Origin of the sequence: Pedobacter ginsengisoli, from assembly GCF_002736205.1 — a bacterium.
Taxonomy (GTDB): Bacteria; Bacteroidota; Bacteroidia; order Sphingobacteriales; family Sphingobacteriaceae; genus Pedobacter; species Pedobacter ginsengisoli_A.
Genome location: NZ_CP024091.1, coordinates 3,471,005 through 3,494,942 on the forward strand (window position 1 = coordinate 3,471,005; position 23,938 = coordinate 3,494,942).

Below are 23,938 nucleotides of genomic sequence, written 5' to 3' on the forward strand. Positions count from 1 at the left end.
ATTATGACATTTTTAAAAAAAGCTATTCATTTTGTTAAAGCAACAGCACATTTATTTATAGCCGCCGGAAAGGGCTTTATGGAAGACAGGGTTATGAAGCTAAGCGCTGCCCTTGCCTATTATACTATCTTTTCTCTTACCCCTCTTATCATTATTATCATTGCCGCAGCCAGTTTATTTTTAGGTGGAGATATCAAACATACAATTGAAACATATGATGATGGAACGGTTAAAGAATATAAAATGGATCCAAGAGAAGAACTCTTCTCTGAAATACAGGATTTGGTTGGCCCCGAAGCCACTACCCAACTCAAATTATTTGTAAAAAAATCAAACGTTTCAGGCAAAAGTACTTTAGGGCTAATTATAGGTATTGCTACACTTATTATTGGTGCTACAGCAATGTTTATAGAAATTCAGGATAGTATTAATTTAATCTGGAAGGTTAAAGCCGTTCCAAAAAAGGGATGGAAAAAGCTAATAACGAACAGGCTACTCTCCTTTTCACTCATCGCTTCTCTCGGATTTCTTTTACTTGTATCCCTTGTTATAAATAGTATTGTAGTTGGCATAGGTGACAAGCTGGTTGGGCTTACATCTAAAATTGGAGTCGAAAAGGTATCAGAGCTTTTTATGCTCATTGTTACCAATGCCCTAACGCTAGCTGTTGTAACCTGCATTTTTGCCATCATTTTTAAAGTATTGCCTGATGTTGATTTAAAATGGAAGCCGGCTATTGTAGGCGCCTTATTTACGGCACTGCTTTTTAGTTTAGGTAAATACGTAATCGGGATCTACATAGAAAAAGGTAATCCGGCATCTGCATTTGGCGCTGCAAGCTCTATAATTGTGATTCTGTTGTGGATCTATTACACCTCTATTATACTTTATTTTGGAGCAGAATTTACACAGGCCTATGCAGAAAGATACGATAAAGGTATAGCCCCAAGTAAATACGCGGTACATACTAAAATTGTTGTAGTAGAAAAAAAGGTAAGCGTCCTGCCCCTCAACACCCAGAAGACACAAAGATAGAATGATAAGTTTTAAATATACTTAAGCATCTGGTCCATTAACTCCTGCTCTAGAAACGGTTTTAATACCAGATCATTCATTCCTGCCTTCAAATAAGCTTCCCTGTTTTCCTGCATCACGTGAGCTGTTATTCCTAAAATTGGGATTCCGGACTTTGCAAAATCCCCATTATACCTGATCTCATGCGTAAGCTCTACCCCACCCATTACCGGCATTTGTATATCGGTAAGCACAATATCATAATCCATTTTTCTGTATAGTTCAAGAGCCTGCTTCCCATCATAAGCAGAATCATATTCCATATTCCACCTTTTCAATATGGTCTGAACCAATAAAATATTCATTTTATTATCATCTACCAGGAGAACCCTTTTTCCTTTAAGCTTTTCTACTGCCGATGAAGCACTTACAACAACTTGTTCCTCTGCAAACTCCGAAATAAGATAAGGTATTTCAAAGCTAAATACAGAGCCCTTACCTAGCACACTACTAACATTTATTTTACCACCCTGCAGCTCTACTATCTTTTTACAAATTGCCAGTCCCAGACCTGTACCCTGAAGCTGCGTTGCAGCTGAAGAATAGATCTGTGAGAATTCAAGAAATATTAAGTCAAGGTCTTCTTTTGCCATACCAATACCCGTATCCTCTACCTGTACTTTTAATACGGCCTGCTTTTTCCCTTCAACAACAAGCTGAATCCTAAGCATGACCTTCCCTTTTTTTGTAAACTTAATAGCGTTGGTTAAAAGGTTCATAATAACCTGCTTCAAGCGCAACCGGTCGCCAATTAAATAGATTTTTTTATCGATGGTTATTTTCTTCTCTAATCTTAACCCTTTATTTTCTGCCAGAACATTCATGCTATGAAACACTTCATCAATCTCCAGTTCCGGAGAAAAAGGTTCTGCTTCAATATTTATTTTGCCTACATCGTACTTAGAAAAATCGAGAATCTCATTAACCAGTTCGAGCAGCATTTCCGATGAGTTTCTGATAGCATTTACTTGCTCCCGCTGTTCCTCATTCAAATTACTTTTACCAAGCTGTTCAGAAAAGCCAACTACCGAATTTAACGGGGTTCTTATTTCATGGCTCATATTAGCAAGAAAACGACTTTTAGAGTGCGAATCCTGCGATGCCATACCGCTCATAATAATCAACTGACTCTCATTCTTGTAAAGCTTGTATAGGTTATACAAAATAATGGCTACTAAACACACCAACAATATTGCATCAATCACTTCCATACCACTTAATTTCTTAAGCTCTCCTTCAAGTTCTCCTCCCAGCGAAACTCTTCGTTTAGCAACATATTCAATATCATTTTGCTTAAACTCCTTTAATACGGTAATGATATCATTGATCAGCTTATTGTTCAATAATAAAATTGCCTTTTCGTTACTTTTAATTTGATTATTATTGGCATAAAGCTTCCTGTAATAGGATTCTACTTCATCTAACAATTTATTATTGAAATTTGTAACTTCCTCTGCAACGCCTTCGTTCCTCTTGGTTTTAACAATTGTAACTGCACTGTCCTTATTTCCTTTATTAGAAATTGCATCAGCAAGTCTGCCAAAGAACTTTTTACGTGGCTTAACGGCTTGTTTAATGGTATCAACAGTTGTTACTGTTTTAAACTTTTTCTTTATTGAACCCAGATCAATTTTTGCTTTAGCGCGTCTTTCTTCCAAGCCAAGTTTAGAAAAACCCGCAAATAAACTATCTGTTAACTGCCTGAGTCTTAAATAGCTCTCAGTCTTTAGTTTTTTCTGATTCACAAGTCCTTTTATATCCTCACTTTCAGGATTGTCCTCTACAAAACCATGCAGGTCGTTCAAAAGCAATGAGATCCGGCGGATGCCATCTGAGAATTGATTGAGGTAATACTTATCTGCAGTTACCGCGTACATTCGCGAGTTATTTTCTGCCTGATAAAGAATATAAATGCAGCTATCTACCTCTGAATAGCTTTTTTGAACCATGGTCAATTTCGTAATATCGCTCTTTAGTTCACTAATTTTGCTGTTCCTTAGGTATAACTGAAAAGCATAAACAAATAGTGCAAGTATCAAAAAAGCTACTACAAAGTAACGAAACGGATCTCTTCTCTTAGCGTTAAACGACATATCATCTTTTTATACTGCAATTAAAAACCGCAGAATTATCAAACAATTACATCAAGAGGGATCTGATTGGAATACAATAATAAATCAAAATTTTCACATAACCGATACTTTCATAAATCTTAAGCTACATCTAAAGTATTATCTTCAGTATTATCTTCAGTATTATCTGTAATAATTACTTCTTCAGTTTCTGATTCTTCTACTGCATCTTTTTCTACCCTAAGGTTTCTAATAATGTGTTGTTGCCTGTCTGGAGTATTTTTACCCATATAATATTCCAAAAGATTTTTAATCGTCTGATCTTTTAGAATCACAGGATCTAACCTGATATCCTTACCTATAAATAATCCGAATTCATCGGGCGAGATTTCACCTAAACCCTTAAATCGGGTAATTTCTGGTTTATTACCAAGTTTTTCTATTGCACGTTTTCTTTCATCATCACTATAGCAATAAATGGTTTCTTTCTTATTACGAACCCTAAACAACGGTGTTTGCAAGATATAAACATGACCTGCACGAACAAGATCAGGGAAAAATTGGAGGAAAAATGTCATCATTAACAGCCTGATGTGCATACCATCAACATCGGCATCAGTAGCAATTACAATATTGTTATAATGCAATCCTTCTAATCCATCTTCAATATTCAGCGCATGTTGCAACAGGTTGAACTCTTCGTTTTCATACACCACTTTTTTAGTAAGCTCATAACAATTTAAAGGCTTGCCTTTAAGACTAAAAACTGCCTGGCAATCTACATCTCTTGATTTAGTGATAGAACCTGAAGCCGAGTCACCCTCAGTAATAAACAACGTGGTTTCATATCTTTTATCATGATTACTATTAAAGTGAATTTTACAATCTCTTAGTTTTTTATTGTGTAGAGACGCTTTTTTAGCCCTGTCATTTGCTAACTTTTTAATACCTGCAATATCTTTACGCTCTCTTTCAGATTGCAATATTCTTTTCAGTAAGGCATCAGAAACATCCGGGTGCTTATGCAAATAATCATCAAGCTCTTTTTTAACAAAATCGTTAATAAACGTTCTTACCGAAGGACCTTCAGGGCCCATATTCTGCGATCCTAGCTTAGTTTTAGTCTGCGACTCAAAAACAGGTTCCTGTACCCTAACAGAAATAGCAGCTATAATAGATGCCCTGATATCCGAGGCATCGTATTCTTTTTTATAGAACTCTCTGATTGTTTTTACCACAGCTTCGCGAAATGCTGCCTGGTGTGTACCACCCTGAGTAGTATGCTGACCATTAACAAAAGAGTGATAATCCTCACCATATTGTTGTCCGTGGGTCATAGCAATTTCAATATCATTTCCTTTTAAGTGAATGATAGGATAACGCAACTCCTCTGCCTTATTAAACTTAGAAAGCAAGTCATACAAACCTCTTTCTGAGAAATATTTTTGATTATTAAAATTAACAGTAAGGCCAGTATTCAGGAACACATAGTTCCAAATCATACTCTCAACAAAGTCCGGGATGTAGTGATAATTTCTAAAAATTGTATCATCCGGATAAAAGGTAATTGCAGTACCATTTCGCTGAGTAGTTTCAATAACGTCATTTTCTATAACAATCTCGCCTTTAGAGAACTCTACTTTTTTCGTTTTCCCATCACGGTACGATTGAACCACAAAATTTGTAGAAAGAGCATTTACCGCCTTGGTACCTACACCATTTAGTCCAACGGATTTCTGAAAGGCATTACTGTCATATTTACCACCGGTATTTATTTTAGATACGCAATCTATTACTTTACCTAGCGGAATCCCCCTTCCATAATCTCTCACATTAACCTTATGTTCAGATACAGTAATTTCAATAGTTCTACCAGATCCCATTACAAACTCATCAATTGAGTTATCTACAATCTCTTTAAGTAAAACATAAATGCCATCATCTTGTGCAGATCCATCACCTAACTTACCAATATACATACCAGGGCGTAACCTAATGTGTTCTTTCCAGTCAAGGGAGCGTATACTATCTTCGTTATAATTTGGTTCAGCCATGGTATAATGAGTAATAATGCAAAAATACTATAATGCAGTAAATTTACTCGAATAAGCTGGGTAATCAACCACAAAGTTTCAACAAATGCACATTTTCATGTATATTCAAACAAATTAAATCCAGATTTATATGCGCCCTGTAAAACAGCTCTCTATGCTCGACTTATCAATGATCGTTGTAAGTCTGGTAATAGGGATGGGCATCTTCCGTACCCCTGTTAATGTGGCGGCAGGAGCACAAATACCAGAATTATTTTTTTTGGCCTGGATTATTGGCGGACTAATTGCCCTTTGTGGAGCTCTAACTTATGCCGAAATCGGGTCTCGTTTTCCGGTAACCGGAGGCTACTATAAAATATTCTCAGCATTTTACCATCCTTCCATTGCCTTTGCCATCAACTGTATTATAGTAGTTTCAAATGCAGCTTCCGTTGCTGGCGTTTCAATTATTGGAGCAGAGTACTTTGGCAAGGTCATTTTACCTCTCGAAATGCAAACAGAATTTTCAAGAATAGCTATTGCGGCCATTTCCATAAGTCTCTTCTATTTTATCAATTTACTTGGTTTAAAGGTTAGTTCTAAAACACAAAACATACTGTCGTTAATAAAAATTGGAATGGTGCTTACCTTAATCGGTGCTGTATTTGTGGGATCTGAAACAACCGATACCACTTCTGTCTTTACCACATCAAGCGGAGCTGCCCCAACCCTTTTTGATTATGGCAAGGCTCTTGGTATTTGCTTAATAGGCATCTCTTTTACCTTTGGCGGATACCAGCAAACCATCAACTTCGGAGGCGAAACAAAATCTCCGGGAAAAGTCATTCCACGCTCAATTATTACTGGTTTAGCTATCATTTTTATTCTTTACATAGCTATAAATTACGTTTATGTAAGCGTTATAGGCTTTGAGCAATTAAAAACAGCCGAAAGTATTGCAGCAATACTTGCAGGAAAAATCTTTGGGCCAATAGGCTTTACAGTTTTATCCTGCTTAATTTACCTTTCTGTTTTAGGCTATGTAAATGTAAACTTATTAAGCAACCCCAGGGCTATGTTCGCCATGGGCGAAGAAAAAGCATTACCTGCCGTCTTTACCAAAAAAAGTAAAAAATCGGATGTCATGTTTGTGAGCTTAACTGTATTTACCACTATCTCCATAATTACTTTGTTTTACGCTCAAACTTTCGATAAGATTCTTAACTATACCATATTTCTAGATTGTATTGGCATGGCTACCTCTGCAGCTACTATCTTTTTTTTAAGAAAGCGAACGGCTCATCTCGATAAAAAAAACATTTACAGCATGAGCCTCTACCCTTTAATGCCAATAATTTTTATTGCTGCTTACTTATTTGTGGCTGTCAGCATTTATGCTGATGACCCACAAGCCGCGATAAATGGTTTACTAATATTTGCATGCTTTATCATTATATATTTCATAAACCGATTTTACCACCAAAAAACTAATATAAACAGTAAATAACAACCAGAATTAACAAGCTCAATCACCCACTACATAAGATGCCGATAAAAGAATTACCCTTTAAAAAAGAAATTGCCTATGCAGCAGGAATGATGGGCTGGAGCATCATGACTAACATTATTATTGTTATGCTGCCATATTTTTACCTGCCTCCTAATAATTCCGGACTCAGCCCACTGGTCCCTCAGTTACTGGTATTTGGGGCATTTAATATCTTATCTCTTATTGCTGCATCAGGCAGACTCTTTGATGCAATATACGATCCATTTATTGCCTCTTTAAGTGATGCCAGTAACAATCCAAAGGGCAGGCGAATCCCCATTATGAAATACGCAATAATTCCTGCAGTAATATCTTGTTCGCTTGTCTTCTACCCTATGGTTAAGGGCGAAAGCATTACCAATGCCTGGTGGCTTACCATAGTACTTGCCTGTTTTTTCATCTCTGTTACCACATATATTATTCCTTACAATGCCTTGCTTGCTGAACTAACACACAATGCCGATCAGAAAGTTAAACTTTCCACCTTCCAACAGGTAGGTTTCGTTTTAGGAATGATCATTGGAGCCATGTGCAACAATTACGCCGATCTGATACAGGATGTTTTTAAAATTACAGACAGAGCTGAGGCGCTGCAATACACCATCTTTTGCCTTAGCATATTCTCGGGTCTGGTAATGACCTTACCTGTAATGTTTATAGACGAAAGGGAATATACAGATGCCAAACCAACCCATATTGAACTTATACCGGCGCTTAAAAACGCATTCAGAAATACCAACTTCAAATATTATCTCATATCCGATTTCACTTATTACATTGCATTAAGCATTATATCTAGTGGTCTCCTTTTCTTCGTTACAGTATTGTTGGGCCTGCCAGATTCCGATGGAGGTAAGTTTATGGGAACAATGGTAATTCTATCTCTCCTTTTTTACCCTTTTATTAATTATGGGGCTAAAAAATTTGGTAAAAAGCCATTGGTTCTTGTTGCATTTGCCATACTCAGCTTAATATTTGTTACCATCTATTTTTTAGGTAAGCTCCCCTTTTCTTCAGCCATGCAAATGTATATATTGGTAATTTTCGCTTCTTTCCCTTTGGCATCATTAGGCATTTTACCAAATGCTATTCTTGCCGATATTGCCCAAAACGATACACAGGAAACAGGAGAAAACCATGAAGGAATGTTTTTTGCCGTTAAATATCTTTTTGTAAAACTAGGGCAAACTATGGGAATAGCCATATTCGCCATGTTAACCGTATATGGTAAAGACCCCGGAAATGACTACGGATTACGCTTAAATGGGGCTGTAGGCTTTGTACTTTGTTTGCTCGCCTTCCTATTCTTTAGTCGCTTTAAAGAAAACAAAACTTCTGGTTTATAGCTAAATACCTTAAACAACGATATGAATAAAAGCCCAAAGTTTATATGTACCTTTGCCCTGAGCTGATATTCTTTCATCTCCTATTATAAATTAAAATACAAATATATTGTTATTCGAAGAATTAAACCTGATTGAGCCAATTTTAAAAGCGCTCCAAACAGAAGGTTATACGCAACCAACCCCAATACAAGAACAATCCATTCCATCCATACTTCAAAACAAAGATCTGTTAGGGTGTGCACAAACAGGTACAGGAAAAACTGCCGCATTTGCCATCCCAATGTTACAGCTACTTAGCAAACCTCACACCAATACCAAAATACACAAAGCTATAAAAGCATTGGTATTAACACCAACTCGTGAACTTGCTATACAAATTGAAGAGAGCTTTAAAGCCTACGGAAAAAACCTCCCTTTAAAACAGCTGGTAATATTTGGTGGTGTAGGACAAAAAGCACAAACAGATGCACTACACAGAGGCATCGATATTCTTGTTGCTACTCCAGGAAGATTACTTGATCTCATGAACCAGGGCTTCATCAGCCTGCGTGACATTGAGATATTTGTTCTTGATGAGGCAGACAGGATGCTCGATATGGGTTTCATCCATGATGTAAAAAAAGTGATTGCTAAACTGCCGGCCAAAAGGCAAACGCTGTTTTTTTCGGCTACAATGCCAAAAGAGATACAGACTTTAGCCGACACTATCCTTACAAATCCTGTTAAAGTTGAAGTTACCCCTGTTTCTTCAACAGCAGAAAAAATACAGCAAGAGATCTTTTATGTAGAGAAATCCGATAAGAAGAACTTATTGCATCACATATTAAAAGATAAAACCATTCAAACAGCATTGGTATTTGCCCGAACAAAACATGGTGCCGATCGTATTGTAAAAGATCTCATCAAGGTTGGTGTTAAAGCAGAAGCCATTCATGGCAATAAATCGCAAAATGCCAGACAACGTGCCTTAACCAATTTCAAAGCAAAAACCACACGTATATTGGTTGCTACTGATATTGCAGCACGTGGCATTGATGTTGATGAACTAATGCATGTTATTAATTACGAACTGCCAAATATCCCCGAAACTTATGTTCATAGAATTGGCCGTACTGGTCGTGCAGGCTTAAGCGGTACTGCACTTTCATTCTGTGATTCAGAGGAAAAAGAATTCCTGGATGATATCGAGAAATTAATTGGCTTAAAAATACCTGTAACAGAAGATCATCCTTATGCGATGAGCTGGCAAAGCCTAATGTCAGGTGCAGCCGCAGCTAAATCAAAAGGAAAAGCTAAACCATCAAGAGGGCAACGTGCTGAAAAAACAGAGCGTCAGCCAAACCTAAGCGGTGCTAAAAGAAAACCGGGTGGCGGGAACAGGCGCTGGGGAAATAACAACAAAAAGAAGTCAAATTAAGTATCTGTTTTCGGGCTGCATTAATTTGCGCTGAAGAAGCACAAAAGAACGACAAGCCCTATTCCAGACACTGAATTTGTAGGAAAAATAAAAAAGGGTAGGATCTTCGAATGAAAATCCTACCCTTTTTTGCAATTTATATTTCTTGTATTGTTAGCTAAAGCAAATATTTCAGTAGCTATATGGATTGATTTGGATTATCTATTGGCATTATCTAATGTCTCATACTTCTTTTAACTTACAATCTCAATCAGTAAACTCAACCCCCATCTCCCTGCAGTCTATAAAACACTACTGCTTTTCGTACCTTTACTACAAATTCAGTGACTGAATTTGCCCCCTCTTAATTTGACTTTCTTAACTTAATAATCCTCATCCAGTGCATCACCTTCATAATCGGATAAGTTGGATCAAACTCAAACCACTTCGTTGCAAAATTTGGGCTATTAGGCCTTTTATGATGATTATTCTGGAATAACTCTCCTAGCATCAGAAAATCGAATGGCAAAGAGTTTTTGCTATGATCATTATTGTCATGATTAGAATAACCATATTTATGTCCGCACCAGTTTACAATAGCGCCATGAAGTGGCCCCATCAAAAAGTGAATAGGCAACAATAAAAACATCCACCATGCAGTAGCAAAAGTTACGTAGAACCAAACGTAAAAGCTAATAAACACCATGCGTGTAATCCATGAGTCCCCTATCTTATCAATAAGTGGCCATGCAGGATAGTTATCACGAAACTGCTCCTCAGGCTCATGGTTATATTTTGAATAATTCAGATAAATATTTTTTGTCTGAATCATCATACCCCATACATCTTTTACAAAATGTGGAGAATGAGGGTCCTTTTCCGTATCACTAAAAGCATGATGCATACGATGTAAAATCGCATATGCCCTTGGATTTAAAAACGAAGAACCCTGAGACAAAAAGGTAATTACATAAAAGAACTTCTCCCAAAAACCATTCATTTTAAACATCTTATGCGAGGCGTAACGATGTAAAAAGAAAGTTTGAGAAAAAAGAGACAAAAACCAATGTGCAAGAAAAAATATTAAAATTATCATACTATCTTCCAAAGTCATCCTGAACCCTAACAATATCGCTCTCATCTGATGGACTTGCCGGGTCTGTATGCTGCCAGATTTCTGAAACTATTCCCCAATCGTCTAATCCAATTAAACGATGTCTTTCACCTTGTTTTAATTTAATGCTTTGTCCGGGAGTTAGTTGTTTTACCTCACCTTGGTCATCAGTATCACTTGTAATTACACCTACAGTGCCGTTAACTACTCTCCATATTTCGGCACGACGGTGATGATATTGCCATGATAAACGTGTGTTTGGAGCAACAATTAATATTTTTGGGCTCAATTTACCCGAGATTTTAAGGTCATCAACATTTAAACCTTCAAAATAAACGTTTGCAAATTGCTGTGCCTGTTCTTCATCAATTACAAAAAAACCTCCCCAAGGGCGGGTCTCATCACGGTTAACAACATTAAAACCTTCAATCTTTAAACGTTGTGCAACGCCTTCAAATATTTCTTTTTTCTGATCTGACATTTTATAAGTGGTATATTTTAAACCCCAAACTTACTTAAAACTGCCTTAGCTTTCATTAACAGAGGCAAAAAAAATCAAAAAACGGCTTGCAAGGACTATTCAATGAAGCTATCAATATCAGACAGATCAACATTTAAGTCAATTATCAGATCATACAGCAGAGAAATATTTTTATCAGCAGGATTAAGCCTTCCCCTAAGCAAATCAGAATACTTATCCAGGAACTCATCATACATCTCCTCTGGTATTTCAACTTCATTAAGTTTAATCTGACAGCTGGTATGGTACAGCAATTGCGAAATAGAAAAATAAACAGCATTTAAATTATAGAGCAGGTCCTTATAGCTTTTACTCTCCCAATCAATAATATAAGCATAGTAATTATCAGAAGCGAGCAAATTATACTCTTCATTTTCCATCACCTCTAACTCATCAAGGTTATTTATCAGCAGATAAGTTTTAGAACATTTTATTACCTTATCAACAGAACTTAGCAGAATTCTTACCACATCATCATCAACTGAATCCAGCAATTCAAAATCATCCGGCGAAATTGAATCAGGCTCAATCAGGCCTTTTAAATCCGAGAGATCTTTTTCAAAAGCGATCATAAAGCCATTCTTGCAAAGCTCATTTATAATAAAACTTAGTACATGAGGTACAAGCCCTTTAATGCTGTCTTCCAAAACTCTAACTTTTAAATGCTATTCGTTGAAGTTAATTACATCTCGGGATATTACAAAATAAAAAAGAGGGCGAGTGCCCTCTTCTCCTATTTATCAAGACTTATATACTATTTTGTCAGCTGCAAATTAATGCGCTTTACAATATAATCTATGTCAAATGGCTTACTTATGTAATCATTTGCGCCCGCGTCTAAGCTTTTTTGTTTGTTCTGGTCATCTGCAGACATCACTATGATTGGAATGTGTTTGGTAAATGGATCATTTTTTAAATCATCACAAATATCTGTTCCATTACCATCAGGTATCATTACATCTAAAATAAAAAGATCCGGAACGCTGTCATTCAATTTACTTTTTAGCTCTTTAAAAGTAGACGAAAGTTGTAGTTCGTACCCTTCATCTTTAAGCAGAACTTCAATAATGTACCTTATATCTTCATCATCTTCTAATACGTGTATTCTCTTTGTCATAACGGATCTTATATTTATATGGGTTTTGGCATATCCTAGCAACAATTTTGCCATATATGACAAACCACTATATAATTGTTACTTATTAGTAAAAAAATAACTACGGTTTAGCCTTTATCCATGTAGAAATATCTGTAATCAACACATCAGATACACTTACAGGTATATTGTATTGTGCCATCGTTCCTTTTTCTGTTTGCGGACTTAAAAGATGATTAAGTTCAGGATACAGCTTAGCCATAGATCCTTTTTTCTTACCTATTGCAGTATTCCATAAATTATAATCGGTAGTCGAAACCTGGAAATCATTCCCTCCCTGGCCAACAAAAATACGTTGCTTTGCCAATTTCTTTGCCCCAACAACCTGATCGTTTACATTGATATCAATCCAGTAAGAAGCTGGTAAACCTAACAACACCGAATCAGGCTTCATGTTACCAAGCTTAGTTATCCTGGTTACATCCAGCTCTTTGATAACGGTATCAAGCGTTTTCTTCCCAGCTTCACTAGTATCTTTTGATAAGCTAAACATATATTTATTTTGTTCAACCAAAAGATCTGTAAACTTCCTTGCAGGGGCAGCAAGCATAATAATCCCATTCAAATCCGGAGCCAAAGTAGCAATTCTGGGGGCAATCATACCTCCAAGGCTGTGTCCTAGCACATAAATCTGTTTCTTATTCACCTCAGGTAACGTTCTTGCAAGCGCAATTGCTGCAAGTGCATCATCCATCACCTCTTCTTTAACAGTAAAAGCCTTTCCAAATTCGCCTGCATAAATCATCGTTCTTTTTACATAGCGTATTGTAGCTATTCCTTTTGATGCCAAACCTACAGCAATATCCTTAAGTGGTTTATTTGGGCCAACAGTCTCATCCATATCAGCCGGGCCTGATCCATGAACCAAAACAACAACCGGGTAGCTGCTAAGTTTTTTCGGCACAGTTAACATGCCAACCAAACTATGCCCGGGAGTTTTAACATTTATTTCAGTTTCCTTATACAAAGTTGTATCAGCATATGCCGGGAGTGTATAAGTAGGTGCTGTAGACTTTGGCTGAAGAAAAAATCCAACTATCTTTTCCGCCTTATTAAAGGCCAAAAGAAAATTCTGTTCATCATTTGTAAATTTCCCCTCCAAGGTAACCACAAAATATTGTCCCTGAGTTTTACTGCTTACCACATCAAGTGTTTCAATCTTACCTAATTTCTCTGAAATTTGTGTCCATATTTTTTTTAGATCCTCCTCAGGAACTTTAGCCTTAAAGGTACTATCCATAAATCCATAAGCTTCGGTATATTTTTGTTCTTCCAAGAGCTTGAAAAAGTCTTGTGAGCGACCTAACAAATTCAGCACACCTTGTGAGAACGCAGTTGTTGTAACAAACAATGCAAAAATTAATAGAATTACTTTCTTCATTTAAATAATAATTGATTTTTCAGGTCTTTCGTTTTCAGACTTCAAATCAAAGCTAACATTATTTAATAAAAAATAGTTTTAATGTAACATTTTGTACCAATAAACTGTTTATTGATCTTAATGTTATATTTTTCGACCTTTTCACAGCACAAAGTACATGAAGATATTATTGATTGAAGATGAACCTGGTTTAATTTCTGTAATGGTCAGAGGATTAACGGAAGCTAATATGCAGGTAAGTGTTGCAGCAGATGGGACTACAGGATTAGAAATGGCATTAAAGCACCAGTTTGACCTGATTATTCTTGATATCATGCTGCCTGGCATAAACGGAATACAAATTTGCCGTGAAGTACGTAAAGTAAATAAAACAGTGAGCATCCTGATGCTTACTGCGCTGGGAAGTACAGAAAATATAGTAACTGGATTAGATAGCGGAGCTGATGATTACCTGGTTAAGCCATTCAAATTTGCTGAACTCGAGGCCCGCATACGTTCGCTCGTTAGAAGAAGGGGCACACAGGGGCAAGAAGAAAACAGCATCCATATTGGCGACCTTGAACTGGATTTCAGTTCCAAAACTGCAAAAAGGAATAACAAACCCATTAACCTCACAGCAACAGAATATCGCCTGCTCGAGTACTTTGTAAAGAATGCCAATAAAATACTTTCACGCATACAAATCCTCGAAAATGTATGGGATATCGACTTTAATATGGGCACCAACGTAGTCGATGTATATGTAAACTACCTCAGAAAAAAGATAGATAGTGGCACGGGGCAAAAATTAATCCACACCGTATTTGGAATGGGCTATATCTTGAAAGAAGATCCCTCATAAAATATTATTAGGCTATACAAAGATTTTATAGCCATTCGTTCTCAGGAAAAAGTAGGTGCCTAGATCAAAATTTTACTGCCCGTTTGCGAAAGAGCCGAGAAATTAAACCCTAACTTCTAATCCTATTCTAATAAGTATAAACAGCCACTATCAAAACCAAAAACAAACAACTATAAATCAACAACTTAATTAATTAGATAAATACATTTTTCTAATCAAATTCTAATTTACCTCTTATCCCATTTTAATGATTGAGGCCTAGTATTGCAGTATAACATTAACCTTTAATTATTTAGTTATGCAAACAATACTTATCTCAACCGATTTTAATTGCAACTCAGTAAACTGCATCCCATCGCTATGCAAACAACTACCTGAACAGGAACTGAACTTCATCTTTATCCATATGTTTAAGCTTTCCGACAGAATGGGCGATCTTTTAATGCTTTCCAGAAGGAACAAGGAATACAAATATGTTAGTCAGCAGTTTTATGATCAGTGCGAGCTCATGAAACAAACTTACCCTCAAATCAAAGCCATTAAAATAGAGTTTTTTTACGGAAGTACAGTAGGCATGTTTCGCAATTATCTTGAAAACGCCGGAGTCACTCAAATCCTTGCCCCAGCCCATTGCTCAACTGATAAACTAAACAATAGCAGTATTGATCCTGCACTACTGATTCAGCGCTCAGGAACCCCAGTAATGCATATCAATGAAAACCAACCGGTTAAAGAACTTCCCAAAAGAAAGATCATCCTTGAACCTGAAACATTGTTAGCCGAAGCTTAACAGTATTATTTCACCTAAAGATCAATCATATGCTATTAAAAGAAAATATTCCTCTTAGCTATATAGCCGGTAAGATCCGTAAAGAGATCATACTTGTAAGTGCCTATGCTATTTTAATAGCAGTAGTTTACAACACCTTTCATTTTACCAGGATTTCTATACCTATTGCCGTTCCCACTATATTGGGAACGGTAATTTCTCTCTTGCTTGCCTTTAAATCTAACCAGGCATACGATCGCTGGTGGGAAGCAAGAACAATCTGGGGTGCAATTGTAAATGACACCAGGAGCTTAACTCGTCAGTTATTAACCTTTGTAGACACCCCTTACGGACCAGCCGAAGGAAAAGCATTTTGCGAAAATATGGCAAAAAGACAAGTGGCCTGGTGCTATGCCCTTGGCAGGCATTTAAGGCGTCAGGATATTTTACCGGGCTTAGAAAAACTACTTTCGGAAGAAGACTACCGCTACATTAAAACCTGCAACAATATTCCTCTGGCACTGCTGGAACTGCAAGGATTTGACCTCAGAAATGCACACAAACTGGAATGGATAAACACCTATCAGCAAGTAGAAATAGATAAAACCTTAACGCGTTTTTCTAATCATATGGGAGGTTGCGAAAGAATTAAGAACACCATTTTCCCTGCTACATATAGTGTTTATATCCATTTCTCATTGCTCCTTTTTATTATGCTGTTGCCATTTGGCCTGATAGAATTTTTTGGTATTGTAGAAGTACCTTTAGTAATTGCGATCTCTTGTTCATTTTTTCTGATAGAAAAAATGGCCATTCATCTTCAGGATCCTTTCGAGAATAAACCTACAGATACGCCAACAACAACAATTTGTAACAACATTGAGCGTGATGTAAAACAAATGCTTAAAGAAAGTCACCGGCAAGATGAAAAACAGAATAGCGATTTATTGATAAAAACACAATTGTTTTATATCCTGTAAGCAGTAACATTTCCTCACCCTGAGATTAACTCAGGGTGAGGATCAATTTAACTAAATTATCTTTACCCCCTTTGGCGCATTTATATCTGTTTTAATCTTACCATTTGGCAGTTTAGTGTGCTTAATTTTTAAAACACCAAACGGTGTTGGGTATGTTCCCTCTACAAACTTTAAATCGCCCAAATGAGGTTCTATTTTAATTGTTTTACAACCCGCTTCTACAACTTTCACCCCTAAAACATGTTCAGTTAACCATGCTGTAGGTCCCGAAGCCCAGCCATGGCATAAGCTATGTCTAAAACCTACATAACAATATGCACCGTAATCACCGTGTACATCCTTTTTACCTTCTGGCACTAGCTCATCAATACGCGATGCATTTGTTATCCATTCCATATTAAAATCTTCCCAGAAAGTTGTAGCCCCTAAATCAAGCATTGCCCCCCAGTACTGGCGGATTACATCAATAGCACCCTGATGATCACCCGCTTTGGCTTTCGCTTCAAGCATATAGTAACCATAAAAAGTAGAGAAATTTGCTGCGCCACCTACAGAAAGTACATTCTTATTGGCTTCCCCTGCCGGCATTAAACCAGTAATGGCAAGCAAAGCGGCCGCCTGCTTTGAACCATTAGGGTCAGGTATATATTTACGCATTCTGGCCACCGTTTTGTCGCATAAATCAGCCGTTTCCCTATCGCCCACAAGCTTACTTATTTTAGATGCGGTAGATAATGACCAAACTGTCATTGCTTGCAAACCAGCATGAATTCCTTTAGGATTTTCACTTGATGGCCAATCCAGAAAGCGTGTTCCATCCAGTTTTTCTTTATTGTCATCGCCAACCTTTGCTACTATTTGCTTAACCAATCCACCCAAATATTCCTTCTGTTGCTTCAGGTAGTTTAAATCCCCGTTGTGCATATACCAATCATAGTGAAGAATAATCCACCACATAGAATAAGTGCTTATCCCATTCATCCAGCCTGGTAAAGGAGTCGTTTCTCTTGATAAATCTAAACTTTTAGGGACCACTTCATTATATCCAAACACAGAATTAACAGTTGAAATTTCAGGGTGAAGATCTCCAACCCACACCAGTCTATCACGCTTAATTCCATCCCAGAGGTATTCCTGCATATTCAGATGCACAGTATAAGCACCTGTCTCCCATATTTTATTTAAACGTTCATCACTGCTGTTAAAAGAGCCTATATAAGGAATATCACGATAGGTAAAAATTGCACGCACCTCTTTCAGTTGCAATTCAGCATTTTCCTCTTCAAGATCTATGCGCACAAAGCGAAATCCGCTTTCAGCCAATTGGATTCTTCCCAACCATGGAGCCAATGTGGTAAAATCTCTGATTGCATGATCATTTGTTGCCCCCTTCGGACCACCAACGTCTGACATTGCTTCACTAGCTGATTCACCATAGCGTACCCTTATTTTAAGAGGAATATTTTTTGGTCCCCACATGCCGGTTACAATCTCCAGCCCACCTTGCAGTTCTTTACCAAAATCCAGCAATATAGACGCTTTTTTTCCAGAACCATCGTTTTTCAGAATCGCCATGTTACGGTTAGCCAGATCGGCCTGACTAATTCCCGGCTTCAACAATTGTTCTATGTTGCGAACTTGTCCCTCTTTCCATAAAATCTTTACAGGAGAAATGTATTGCCTGGTTAAAGGGCTAATATTATCCGCCTTAGCAGAACTGCTTAATTTTTTACCTGGCTGTGCCTGTATGGTAACAACTATTAAACAAATGGCAAAAAATGGATATAAAAATTTTTGTAGCATGCTTTAATTTATAATGATTTGCTTAGATTTTCTTTGTTTTAATTACATGGTTTCCTGATGCAAGCTCAAAAGATCTGAATCCATCTTTAACCCCTAAATCCTTAATGTATTTTGATTTGTCAGTTATATCAGCCTCATCTTCCCTTAACTGAAGTATAGCGCTGCAGTTTGGTGGCACACTTATGTTCATGGCAAGTCCATCAGCTGTTCGCTTCCACGCCGTTTTAATTAAGCCTGCGGGCGATTCCATATTTGCTTTGGCCCATTCCATTTGAGTAGCAGTTAATAGCGGAGGGCGAACAATGAAACGCTGAAATCCGGGTGCCTGCGAATCACGTTTTATACCTGCCACTCCATCAATATACCATGCACCGGGATACAGGTATGAACTATGCAACAGTGAATGCCCTGGCAGATCCTTTTCCCACATTTCCCATATAGTGGTAGCACCATTAGCTTTCATGTAGCCCCAGCTTGGATAATCGGTTTTCGAAGTCATTGCATAAATAAGGTCATCTCGACCAGCATCTCTTAATACTTTAAAAAGCATTGCCCCTCCTGTAATTCCAACATTGATATGTCCTTTATGAACAACCAGAATTTCATTTTCCAGTCGTTTCATTATTACTGGTTTCAGGTTCTCAGGCATTACCTCACCTAATAGGGCAGCTGCCAGATTAGACATCGATTTATCAGAATAACTATGATCATCCGTATTGTAAAACTTGGCATGAATTGCCGCGCTAGATACTTCAGCCTGTTTTTCCCATTGTTTTGCTTCTTTATTTTTATGTAGCACACGGGCAATTTTAGCAGCCGTGCGCAGGTTAAATATCCTATAGCAATTATTTAAAAAAACCGTTTGTGGTTTATCGTTGTTCATCCCTTCAGCCGTAGCTCCCGGCCATAACCAGTCACCCAAAAAATCCCACGAACCACCAAAGCGAACCAGCATATCATCTTTAGTATTAAGATCTAGAAAAGAAAGCCATCCTTTAATCAGTTCAAAATTCTTATCCAGTATTCTGGTATCGCCTTCATGCTGATAAATAAACCATGGTAAAGAAACAGCTATGCCTCCCCATGCAGGGCCACCACCACCCATATAAGTAGGTGCTGTATGTGGCAAAACGCCATTATTCATAATACGGCCACTCATTATGCTTTTGCGGGCAAAGTTTTGGTCGTACATATTTCCCACAATAGATTCTGTTCCCTGCACATCTCTCCAATCTTCCATCCATTTGGTATAAAATGCGGCCATATGATAATTGAACATCCCTGTTTCGCAGGTTGCATGTGCATCGCCACCATACCCTAACCTTTCACGCTGAGGGCAGTCTACAATATACCCACCTATTGAAAGATTTTGAAAAGTCCATTTTATCCGGTCGTACATCCAGTTTTGCAACGGATCTGAACATTCAAAAGTAGTAGCCTCCTTATAATTGGTACGTATCAGCCAACCACGAATATCAGCCAATGAAGGCTTACTTTTTAAACCCTTAATAGTAATCCACCTGCCAGAGCTATAGTTAAACCTGTTATGAAACGTACCCTGTCCTGTTTTTCCAATAATGAAAGCACTATGATTACTAAAAGTTATATCATTCTGCTCTCTTTCCGAAAATAGAAATTTGATGGTATCACCCTGGTTGCCCTTCACCTTAATTTCAGTCCACCCGGCAAAATTAACCCCCATATCAACCCTGTATGAACCATCATTTCTTTCAACAATTCCAATTGGTTTTATTTCATCAAAAGCCCGGTTAGGCTCTATCTTTTGAGCAGAGAGGATTAGCTTAGGCTGATAAGATACCGCCTTATCCCATGTCGTTTCATCACAAGCTGTAGTGTTCCAGTTTAAAACCTCTTTATTTGCATCCCAAATCTCTCCACCCATTCTGTTTGAGTCCCATACGCCCAATAATTTATTAGGACTTTCATGTGTTTTCCAGGTTTCATCAGTAACAATAACCAGTTCAGGTTTTGATAATGTTATGCTGTTTTTATTCGCATAAATCGAAGCCTGTGCAATTACAATTGGGGTATTGGGCCGGTCTTTTACAATGTAAGGTCCAAAAATAGACCACGAAGTCCCCAGCCATATGGCTATTACATTTTTACCAGCTTTAAGTTCAGATGCAATATCATAAGCCACGTAACGTGCCCTTTTAGTATGGTCAGTTACACTGGGTGCCATAACATCATTACCTATTTTTTTGCCGTTTACATATACTTCGTGGAAACCTACAGAGGCTACAAATATATTTGCCTTTGCGGGTTTTGCTTTCAGTGTAAAGGTTTTTCGCAACCAAGGATCAGAGATGTTACAATCTTGCTGTGCGGGATCAAAAATCTGATCCGTGCCAATCCATTTCGCCTTCCAGTCAGTTGGTTTAAGCAAACCTGTTGTCCAGTGAGCTGTTTTACTCCATCCAGAAACTTTACCCTTTTGGTCTTTAACAGAAACTTTCCAGAAGTAAATTTTATCAGACACCAATGGCTTGCCTTTATAGCTAATCTGCTGCATTTCTGATGAATTTACCCAACCAGAATCCCAAACATCACCTCTATTAAGTTTCAATCCACTTTCGGTTGATGCAACTAAAATCCTGTATCCTGTTTGTTTTTGCCCAAATGCCGAACTATCCGCAGCCCTAAGCGTCCAACTTAAGCGAGGTTGTAATTCATCCAGGCCCTTTGGGTTAATAAGGTATTCACACCTTGCATTTCCGGGGACAACAGAACTGCTTACATCAACTATTCTGGAGGCAAAAACAGCCCAAGGTAAATACAGGAACAACAATAAAATAAGTATATTTTTAGTTCGTCTCATTGGTTAACATTTGGTTTTTTAAAATACCACAAATACAGTACAATGGCAACCTGTACTGTCCAGTACAGGTTATTCCTTAATAAACCTGTAGACAAATCGTGCATTTGGAGCAGCATCACCCATATCAAGCCAATGCATGGCATTTCCATCAACAGGTGAATTATCTGACCATTTAAAGTCCAGCGTAAATTTATTTCCATTTATACCCAATTGGGTTTTAGCAACAATCAGTTCCAGTTCATTTTTGTTTGTTCTGTATTTTACGATGGTCGATTTACCCAGGCCACCATCTGTCTTAAGGTTACGTAAAGTAGTGGTACTCCTACTTAAAACCTTCTGATTTACTACATACTGAAAGCCTTGCCAGCCTTCATTAACAGAGCCCTTTACACCAATAAACAAATGCATCCAATCTACAGAATTCCATGCTGTTAGTGGCGCTTTTGTTTTTACATAGAAGTATACATTTCGCTCGTCCGAAGTAATTCTCGATTCTAAAATATCATTACGACCAGTGTTGTTTACATATTCATTTATTCTGCCCCAGCCCGGATGTTTGCGGTGAAAAGTATCTCCGCTATCATCTTTATAAACCGCCCCAATTGATTTCCAATCGTCAAATTTTCCATCAATACTTACAGATTTGTTGGTTTTGTAAACGGGTAGTTTAGCAGTGCCTTTAAACTTTCTTACATAATCCGCCAGTTGATAGTAATAATTGTCTTTAGTCACTCCGTTTTCAGGTTCGGCATCTCTGCTAAACTCAGCATTATAAAGATCTACAAAATAGGTTTCTCCTTTATTGATGGCCTTTCCCAAAAAGGTTTTTGATGCTCCATCATTAAAACGCATAGCCACCCATTCATTCCAACCCGTTACAAACACAAATTCGGGATCTATCTCAAGTGCTCTTTTCCATTGTTCCTCAAAATAAAGTCCTTTTTCAGTCGAAAATATTTCCGGTTCTTTTCCATTATGAAAGCTTCTGCCAATATTAGTCATCGGGTGCTGTGCAATTGAAACAGTTACCTGTTCAGCTTTATCTTTTGAATCGTGCCAGCCATAAGATTGAGGGTAATGATCAAGCCAGGGCCATTTGTCTTTCCCATCTGCAAACCACTCCTGATCTTTGCTCCAGGCCCAGGATTGCCGGGTAGTAAAGAAATCATCAATTTCTGATGTAATTGCCTCAGGCGGGCATAACAGTAAAGGCTTTCCCTTCCACAAAAACCAAAGTTTACTAAACAACCCTTTTTTATAAATCTGTTCATAAAGATTATTAACCGTTTGCTTTGGAACACTATTTACAATAAAAGAAATAGAAGGTGTGGTTAATCCTTCGGCACGCATTTTAAGATAGGTATTTGCAATCTTTGTAACCTGAGGCAGGTAAATTGCAGCATTGGTAACATCCAGAATAATTACATCAATACCGGCATCAGACAACATTTGCGCATGTTTGCGAATCACCCACTCATCATCAGCAAGATAATAGCCAAAATAAGGCTCACCCCAATGGTGAAAAGCATGAATAGGTCCATATTTTGGATCAGTTGGATTAGCTTTTAACAGCTTGGTAATGTCATACGGACTAACAGTATCAGCCAATGTTTTAGGCATCACTCCACCATCAGCAGCAGCACCTCTATGCTCATCATAACCATGAGCTCCCTGCCATACAAAATAGAAAATACCTACATACCTGTCTTTACGCGTAGTTTTATAATTAGCAGGATCTATAATGCGGCCAAGTCCATCCTTTGCTACCCAGGTATCGGCACCATTTACCTGTGCCTTAGCCTCACAAAAGCTAATGCAACCCAACACCATAAAAAAGAACCCTTTTAAAAACATTACTTATTGATAGTTCATTTCTTTACAAATGCTTTTTTTAACACATCCAGATAACCCATTTTATGCAGTGTATCAGGTTCAAGATAACTTCCTTCCGACCACTCATTCCAGGCATTAACCGTAATCAATTTACGTTGTTTTGGATGCTCATCGACAAATGCTTTTGCTTTTTCAACATACTTTGCAAATTTCTCCGGAGCGGGATTATTAATATAACCAGTTTTATATGGAAATCTCGGGTTCGCATCCCAGCTTATCGTCAGATTAGGAAAATAAGGGATGGTAAAATCATTACTGAATCCTTGCCACATATTGGTCGATAAATCCGCCCATTTCTCATAATCACCATCAGGATTTTGTAAATGTGCCCAGCAATAATTAGTTAAACTGTTAAAACCAAAATACTCCATAACTTTATTCTGAGTCTCAATTTTTTCTCCCGGTACACCCGCAATACTCGATGGCAAAGCCTGCCAAAGAATTCCCTGTAAATGCAACCCAGGAAATCCGGCATCAATTGTTTTTTTCCTGAAATAATCCAGGGCCTCTTTAGTTTGTGCAGCCCCACCCAAACCTGCAATCAGCGTATGAAGTTCATAGATGCAAAATACCGGAGCACCGTCAATCTTATAATATGCAGGATCTTTAAAATACTTATCTATAACACGGTCTACCACAATATTAAATTGCGTCCGGTCTACACTCCCTTTCCATATCACCGAATCTTTTTTTGGATTCTTACGTTCCCAATAAGTGGTAGCATCATGATTTGCCCACATCAGGTAAAACTTCATTCGGCCTTTATTGGCTTTTAAAAACCCTTCGTTTATACAATCTTCCAGAAAAGGCTTTCCTTCATACCAGTACCAATCAAAAATAAATGTGTTCACACCATGATCAACTGCAGCCGTAATCTTTTTGTCCATATCCTTCGGATTTGCCTCGTCCAGATACCCCCACAATGGAACCTTTGGCTGGGCATGTCCCTTTTCTTTAGGTTGCGCTTTATAAATAATCTCCCATTCCCCCTTTTTCTCAGGAAACAAAAACTCAGCCCTAGGCTCATAATGATAAGCAGGCCAATAAAATGCAGCTACATCATAATCCTGAGTAATTTTCTTTTTAATACTGCATGCCTGGAATACAGAGGCAACAGAAATTACTATTGCCAAAGAAAACAGTTTATGGTAAGAGAATAAATTCATAACGTA

18 protein-coding genes are annotated in these 23,938 nt (G+C 37.7%); 7 read left to right on the forward strand and 11 right to left on the reverse strand.

Going from position 1 to position 23,938, the window contains the following annotated elements:
• Nucleotides 1-3 precede the first annotated feature (3 nt).
• Nucleotides 4-1,035: a YihY/virulence factor BrkB family protein gene (locus tag CPT03_RS14315; RefSeq protein WP_245869848.1), complete on the forward strand. Its 1,032-nt coding sequence runs from the start codon at nt 4-6 to the stop codon at nt 1,033-1,035.
• Nucleotides 1,036-1,046: 11 nt separating this feature from the next.
• Here CPT03_RS14315 and CPT03_RS14320 read toward each other — a convergent pair whose 3' ends face one another.
• A complete protein-coding gene (locus CPT03_RS14320) occupies nt 1,047-3,167 on the reverse strand; it encodes an ATP-binding protein (protein WP_099439486.1) in 2,121 nt (706 codons plus the stop codon).
• Nucleotides 3,168-3,286: 119 nt separating this feature from the next.
• Nucleotides 3,287-5,200 carry a DNA topoisomerase IV subunit B gene (locus CPT03_RS14325; protein WP_099439487.1) on the reverse strand — a complete coding sequence of 638 codons (1,914 nt, stop codon included), beginning with the start codon at nt 5,198-5,200 and terminating at the stop codon, nt 3,287-3,289.
• Nucleotides 5,201-5,354: 154 nt separating this feature from the next.
• Between CPT03_RS14325 and CPT03_RS14330 the strand changes: the two genes are divergently transcribed.
• From CPT03_RS14330 to CPT03_RS14340, 3 genes are all read left to right on the forward strand, one after another.
• Nucleotides 5,355-6,686, forward strand: coding sequence for an APC family permease (locus CPT03_RS14330; protein ID WP_245869849.1), 1,332 nt, complete (start codon nt 5,355-5,357; stop codon nt 6,684-6,686).
• 38 nt (nt 6,687-6,724) lie between these two features.
• Nucleotides 6,725-8,074 (forward strand): MFS transporter, encoded by a 1,350-nt coding sequence (locus CPT03_RS14335; RefSeq protein ID WP_099439489.1) that lies wholly within the window; start codon nt 6,725-6,727, stop codon nt 8,072-8,074.
• Nucleotides 8,075-8,180: 106 nt separating this feature from the next.
• Nucleotides 8,181-9,491, forward strand: coding sequence for a DEAD/DEAH box helicase (locus tag CPT03_RS14340; protein WP_099439490.1), 1,311 nt, complete (start codon nt 8,181-8,183; stop codon nt 9,489-9,491).
• Nucleotides 9,492-9,834: 343 nt separating this feature from the next.
• Here the strand turns inward: CPT03_RS14340 and CPT03_RS14345 are convergent, their stop codons facing one another.
• The 5 genes from CPT03_RS14345 to CPT03_RS14365 all read right to left on the reverse strand — a co-directional run bounded on the left by CPT03_RS14345 (nt 9,835) and on the right by CPT03_RS14365 (nt 13,641).
• Complete coding sequence (locus CPT03_RS14345; protein WP_099439491.1) at nt 9,835-10,566, reverse strand: acyl-CoA desaturase; 732 nt, start codon at nt 10,564-10,566, stop codon at nt 9,835-9,837.
• 1 nt (nt 10,567) lies between these two features.
• The gene (locus CPT03_RS14350; protein WP_099439492.1) at nt 10,568-11,065 is read right to left on the reverse strand and encodes a phosphoheptose isomerase; all 498 of its coding nucleotides are present in this window, start codon (nt 11,063-11,065) and stop codon (nt 10,568-10,570) included.
• A gap of 95 nt (nt 11,066-11,160) precedes the next feature.
• Nucleotides 11,161-11,751, reverse strand: coding sequence for a hypothetical protein (locus tag CPT03_RS14355; protein WP_157766456.1), 591 nt, complete (start codon nt 11,749-11,751; stop codon nt 11,161-11,163).
• Nucleotides 11,752-11,858: 107 nt separating this feature from the next.
• Entirely contained in the window at nt 11,859-12,221 is a 363-nt protein-coding gene (locus tag CPT03_RS14360) for a response regulator transcription factor (protein WP_099441129.1), read from the reverse strand.
• Between the two features lie 100 nt (nt 12,222-12,321).
• Nucleotides 12,322-13,641: a DUF3887 domain-containing protein gene (locus CPT03_RS14365; protein WP_099439494.1), complete on the reverse strand. Its 1,320-nt coding sequence runs from the start codon at nt 13,639-13,641 to the stop codon at nt 12,322-12,324.
• Between the two features lie 157 nt (nt 13,642-13,798).
• Between CPT03_RS14365 and CPT03_RS14370 the strand changes: the two genes are divergently transcribed.
• The 3 genes from CPT03_RS14370 (at nt 13,799) to CPT03_RS14380 (ending at nt 16,231) form a co-directional block, all read left to right on the forward strand.
• The gene (locus CPT03_RS14370) at nt 13,799-14,482 is read left to right on the forward strand and encodes a response regulator transcription factor (protein WP_099439495.1); all 684 of its coding nucleotides are present in this window, start codon (nt 13,799-13,801) and stop codon (nt 14,480-14,482) included.
• 298 nt (nt 14,483-14,780) lie between these two features.
• Nucleotides 14,781-15,272, forward strand: a complete 492-nt coding sequence (locus CPT03_RS14375; protein WP_099439496.1) for a hypothetical protein — start codon at nt 14,781-14,783, stop codon at nt 15,270-15,272.
• Between the two features lie 29 nt (nt 15,273-15,301).
• A complete protein-coding gene (locus tag CPT03_RS14380; protein ID WP_099439497.1) occupies nt 15,302-16,231 on the forward strand; it encodes a bestrophin family protein in 930 nt (309 codons plus the stop codon).
• A 51-nt stretch (nt 16,232-16,282) separates the two neighbouring features.
• On the opposite strand, the gene CPT03_RS14385 is transcribed toward CPT03_RS14380, so the two are convergent.
• From CPT03_RS14385 to CPT03_RS14400, 4 genes are all read right to left on the reverse strand, one after another.
• Complete coding sequence (locus tag CPT03_RS14385) at nt 16,283-18,034, reverse strand: family 78 glycoside hydrolase catalytic domain (protein WP_099439498.1); 1,752 nt, start codon at nt 18,032-18,034, stop codon at nt 16,283-16,285.
• A 22-nt stretch (nt 18,035-18,056) separates the two neighbouring features.
• On the reverse strand, nt 18,057-20,873 hold the full coding sequence (locus CPT03_RS14390) for a family 78 glycoside hydrolase catalytic domain (RefSeq protein ID WP_099439499.1): 2,817 nt from the start codon (nt 20,871-20,873) through the stop codon (nt 18,057-18,059).
• A gap of 69 nt (nt 20,874-20,942) precedes the next feature.
• Nucleotides 20,943-22,727 carry a hypothetical protein gene (locus tag CPT03_RS14395; protein ID WP_099439500.1) on the reverse strand — a complete coding sequence of 595 codons (1,785 nt, stop codon included), beginning with the start codon at nt 22,725-22,727 and terminating at the stop codon, nt 20,943-20,945.
• A gap of 14 nt (nt 22,728-22,741) precedes the next feature.
• Nucleotides 22,742-23,932, reverse strand: coding sequence for a glycoside hydrolase family 99-like domain-containing protein (locus CPT03_RS14400; RefSeq protein ID WP_099439501.1), 1,191 nt, complete (start codon nt 23,930-23,932; stop codon nt 22,742-22,744).
• Between the last annotated feature and the right edge of the window lie 6 nt (nt 23,933-23,938).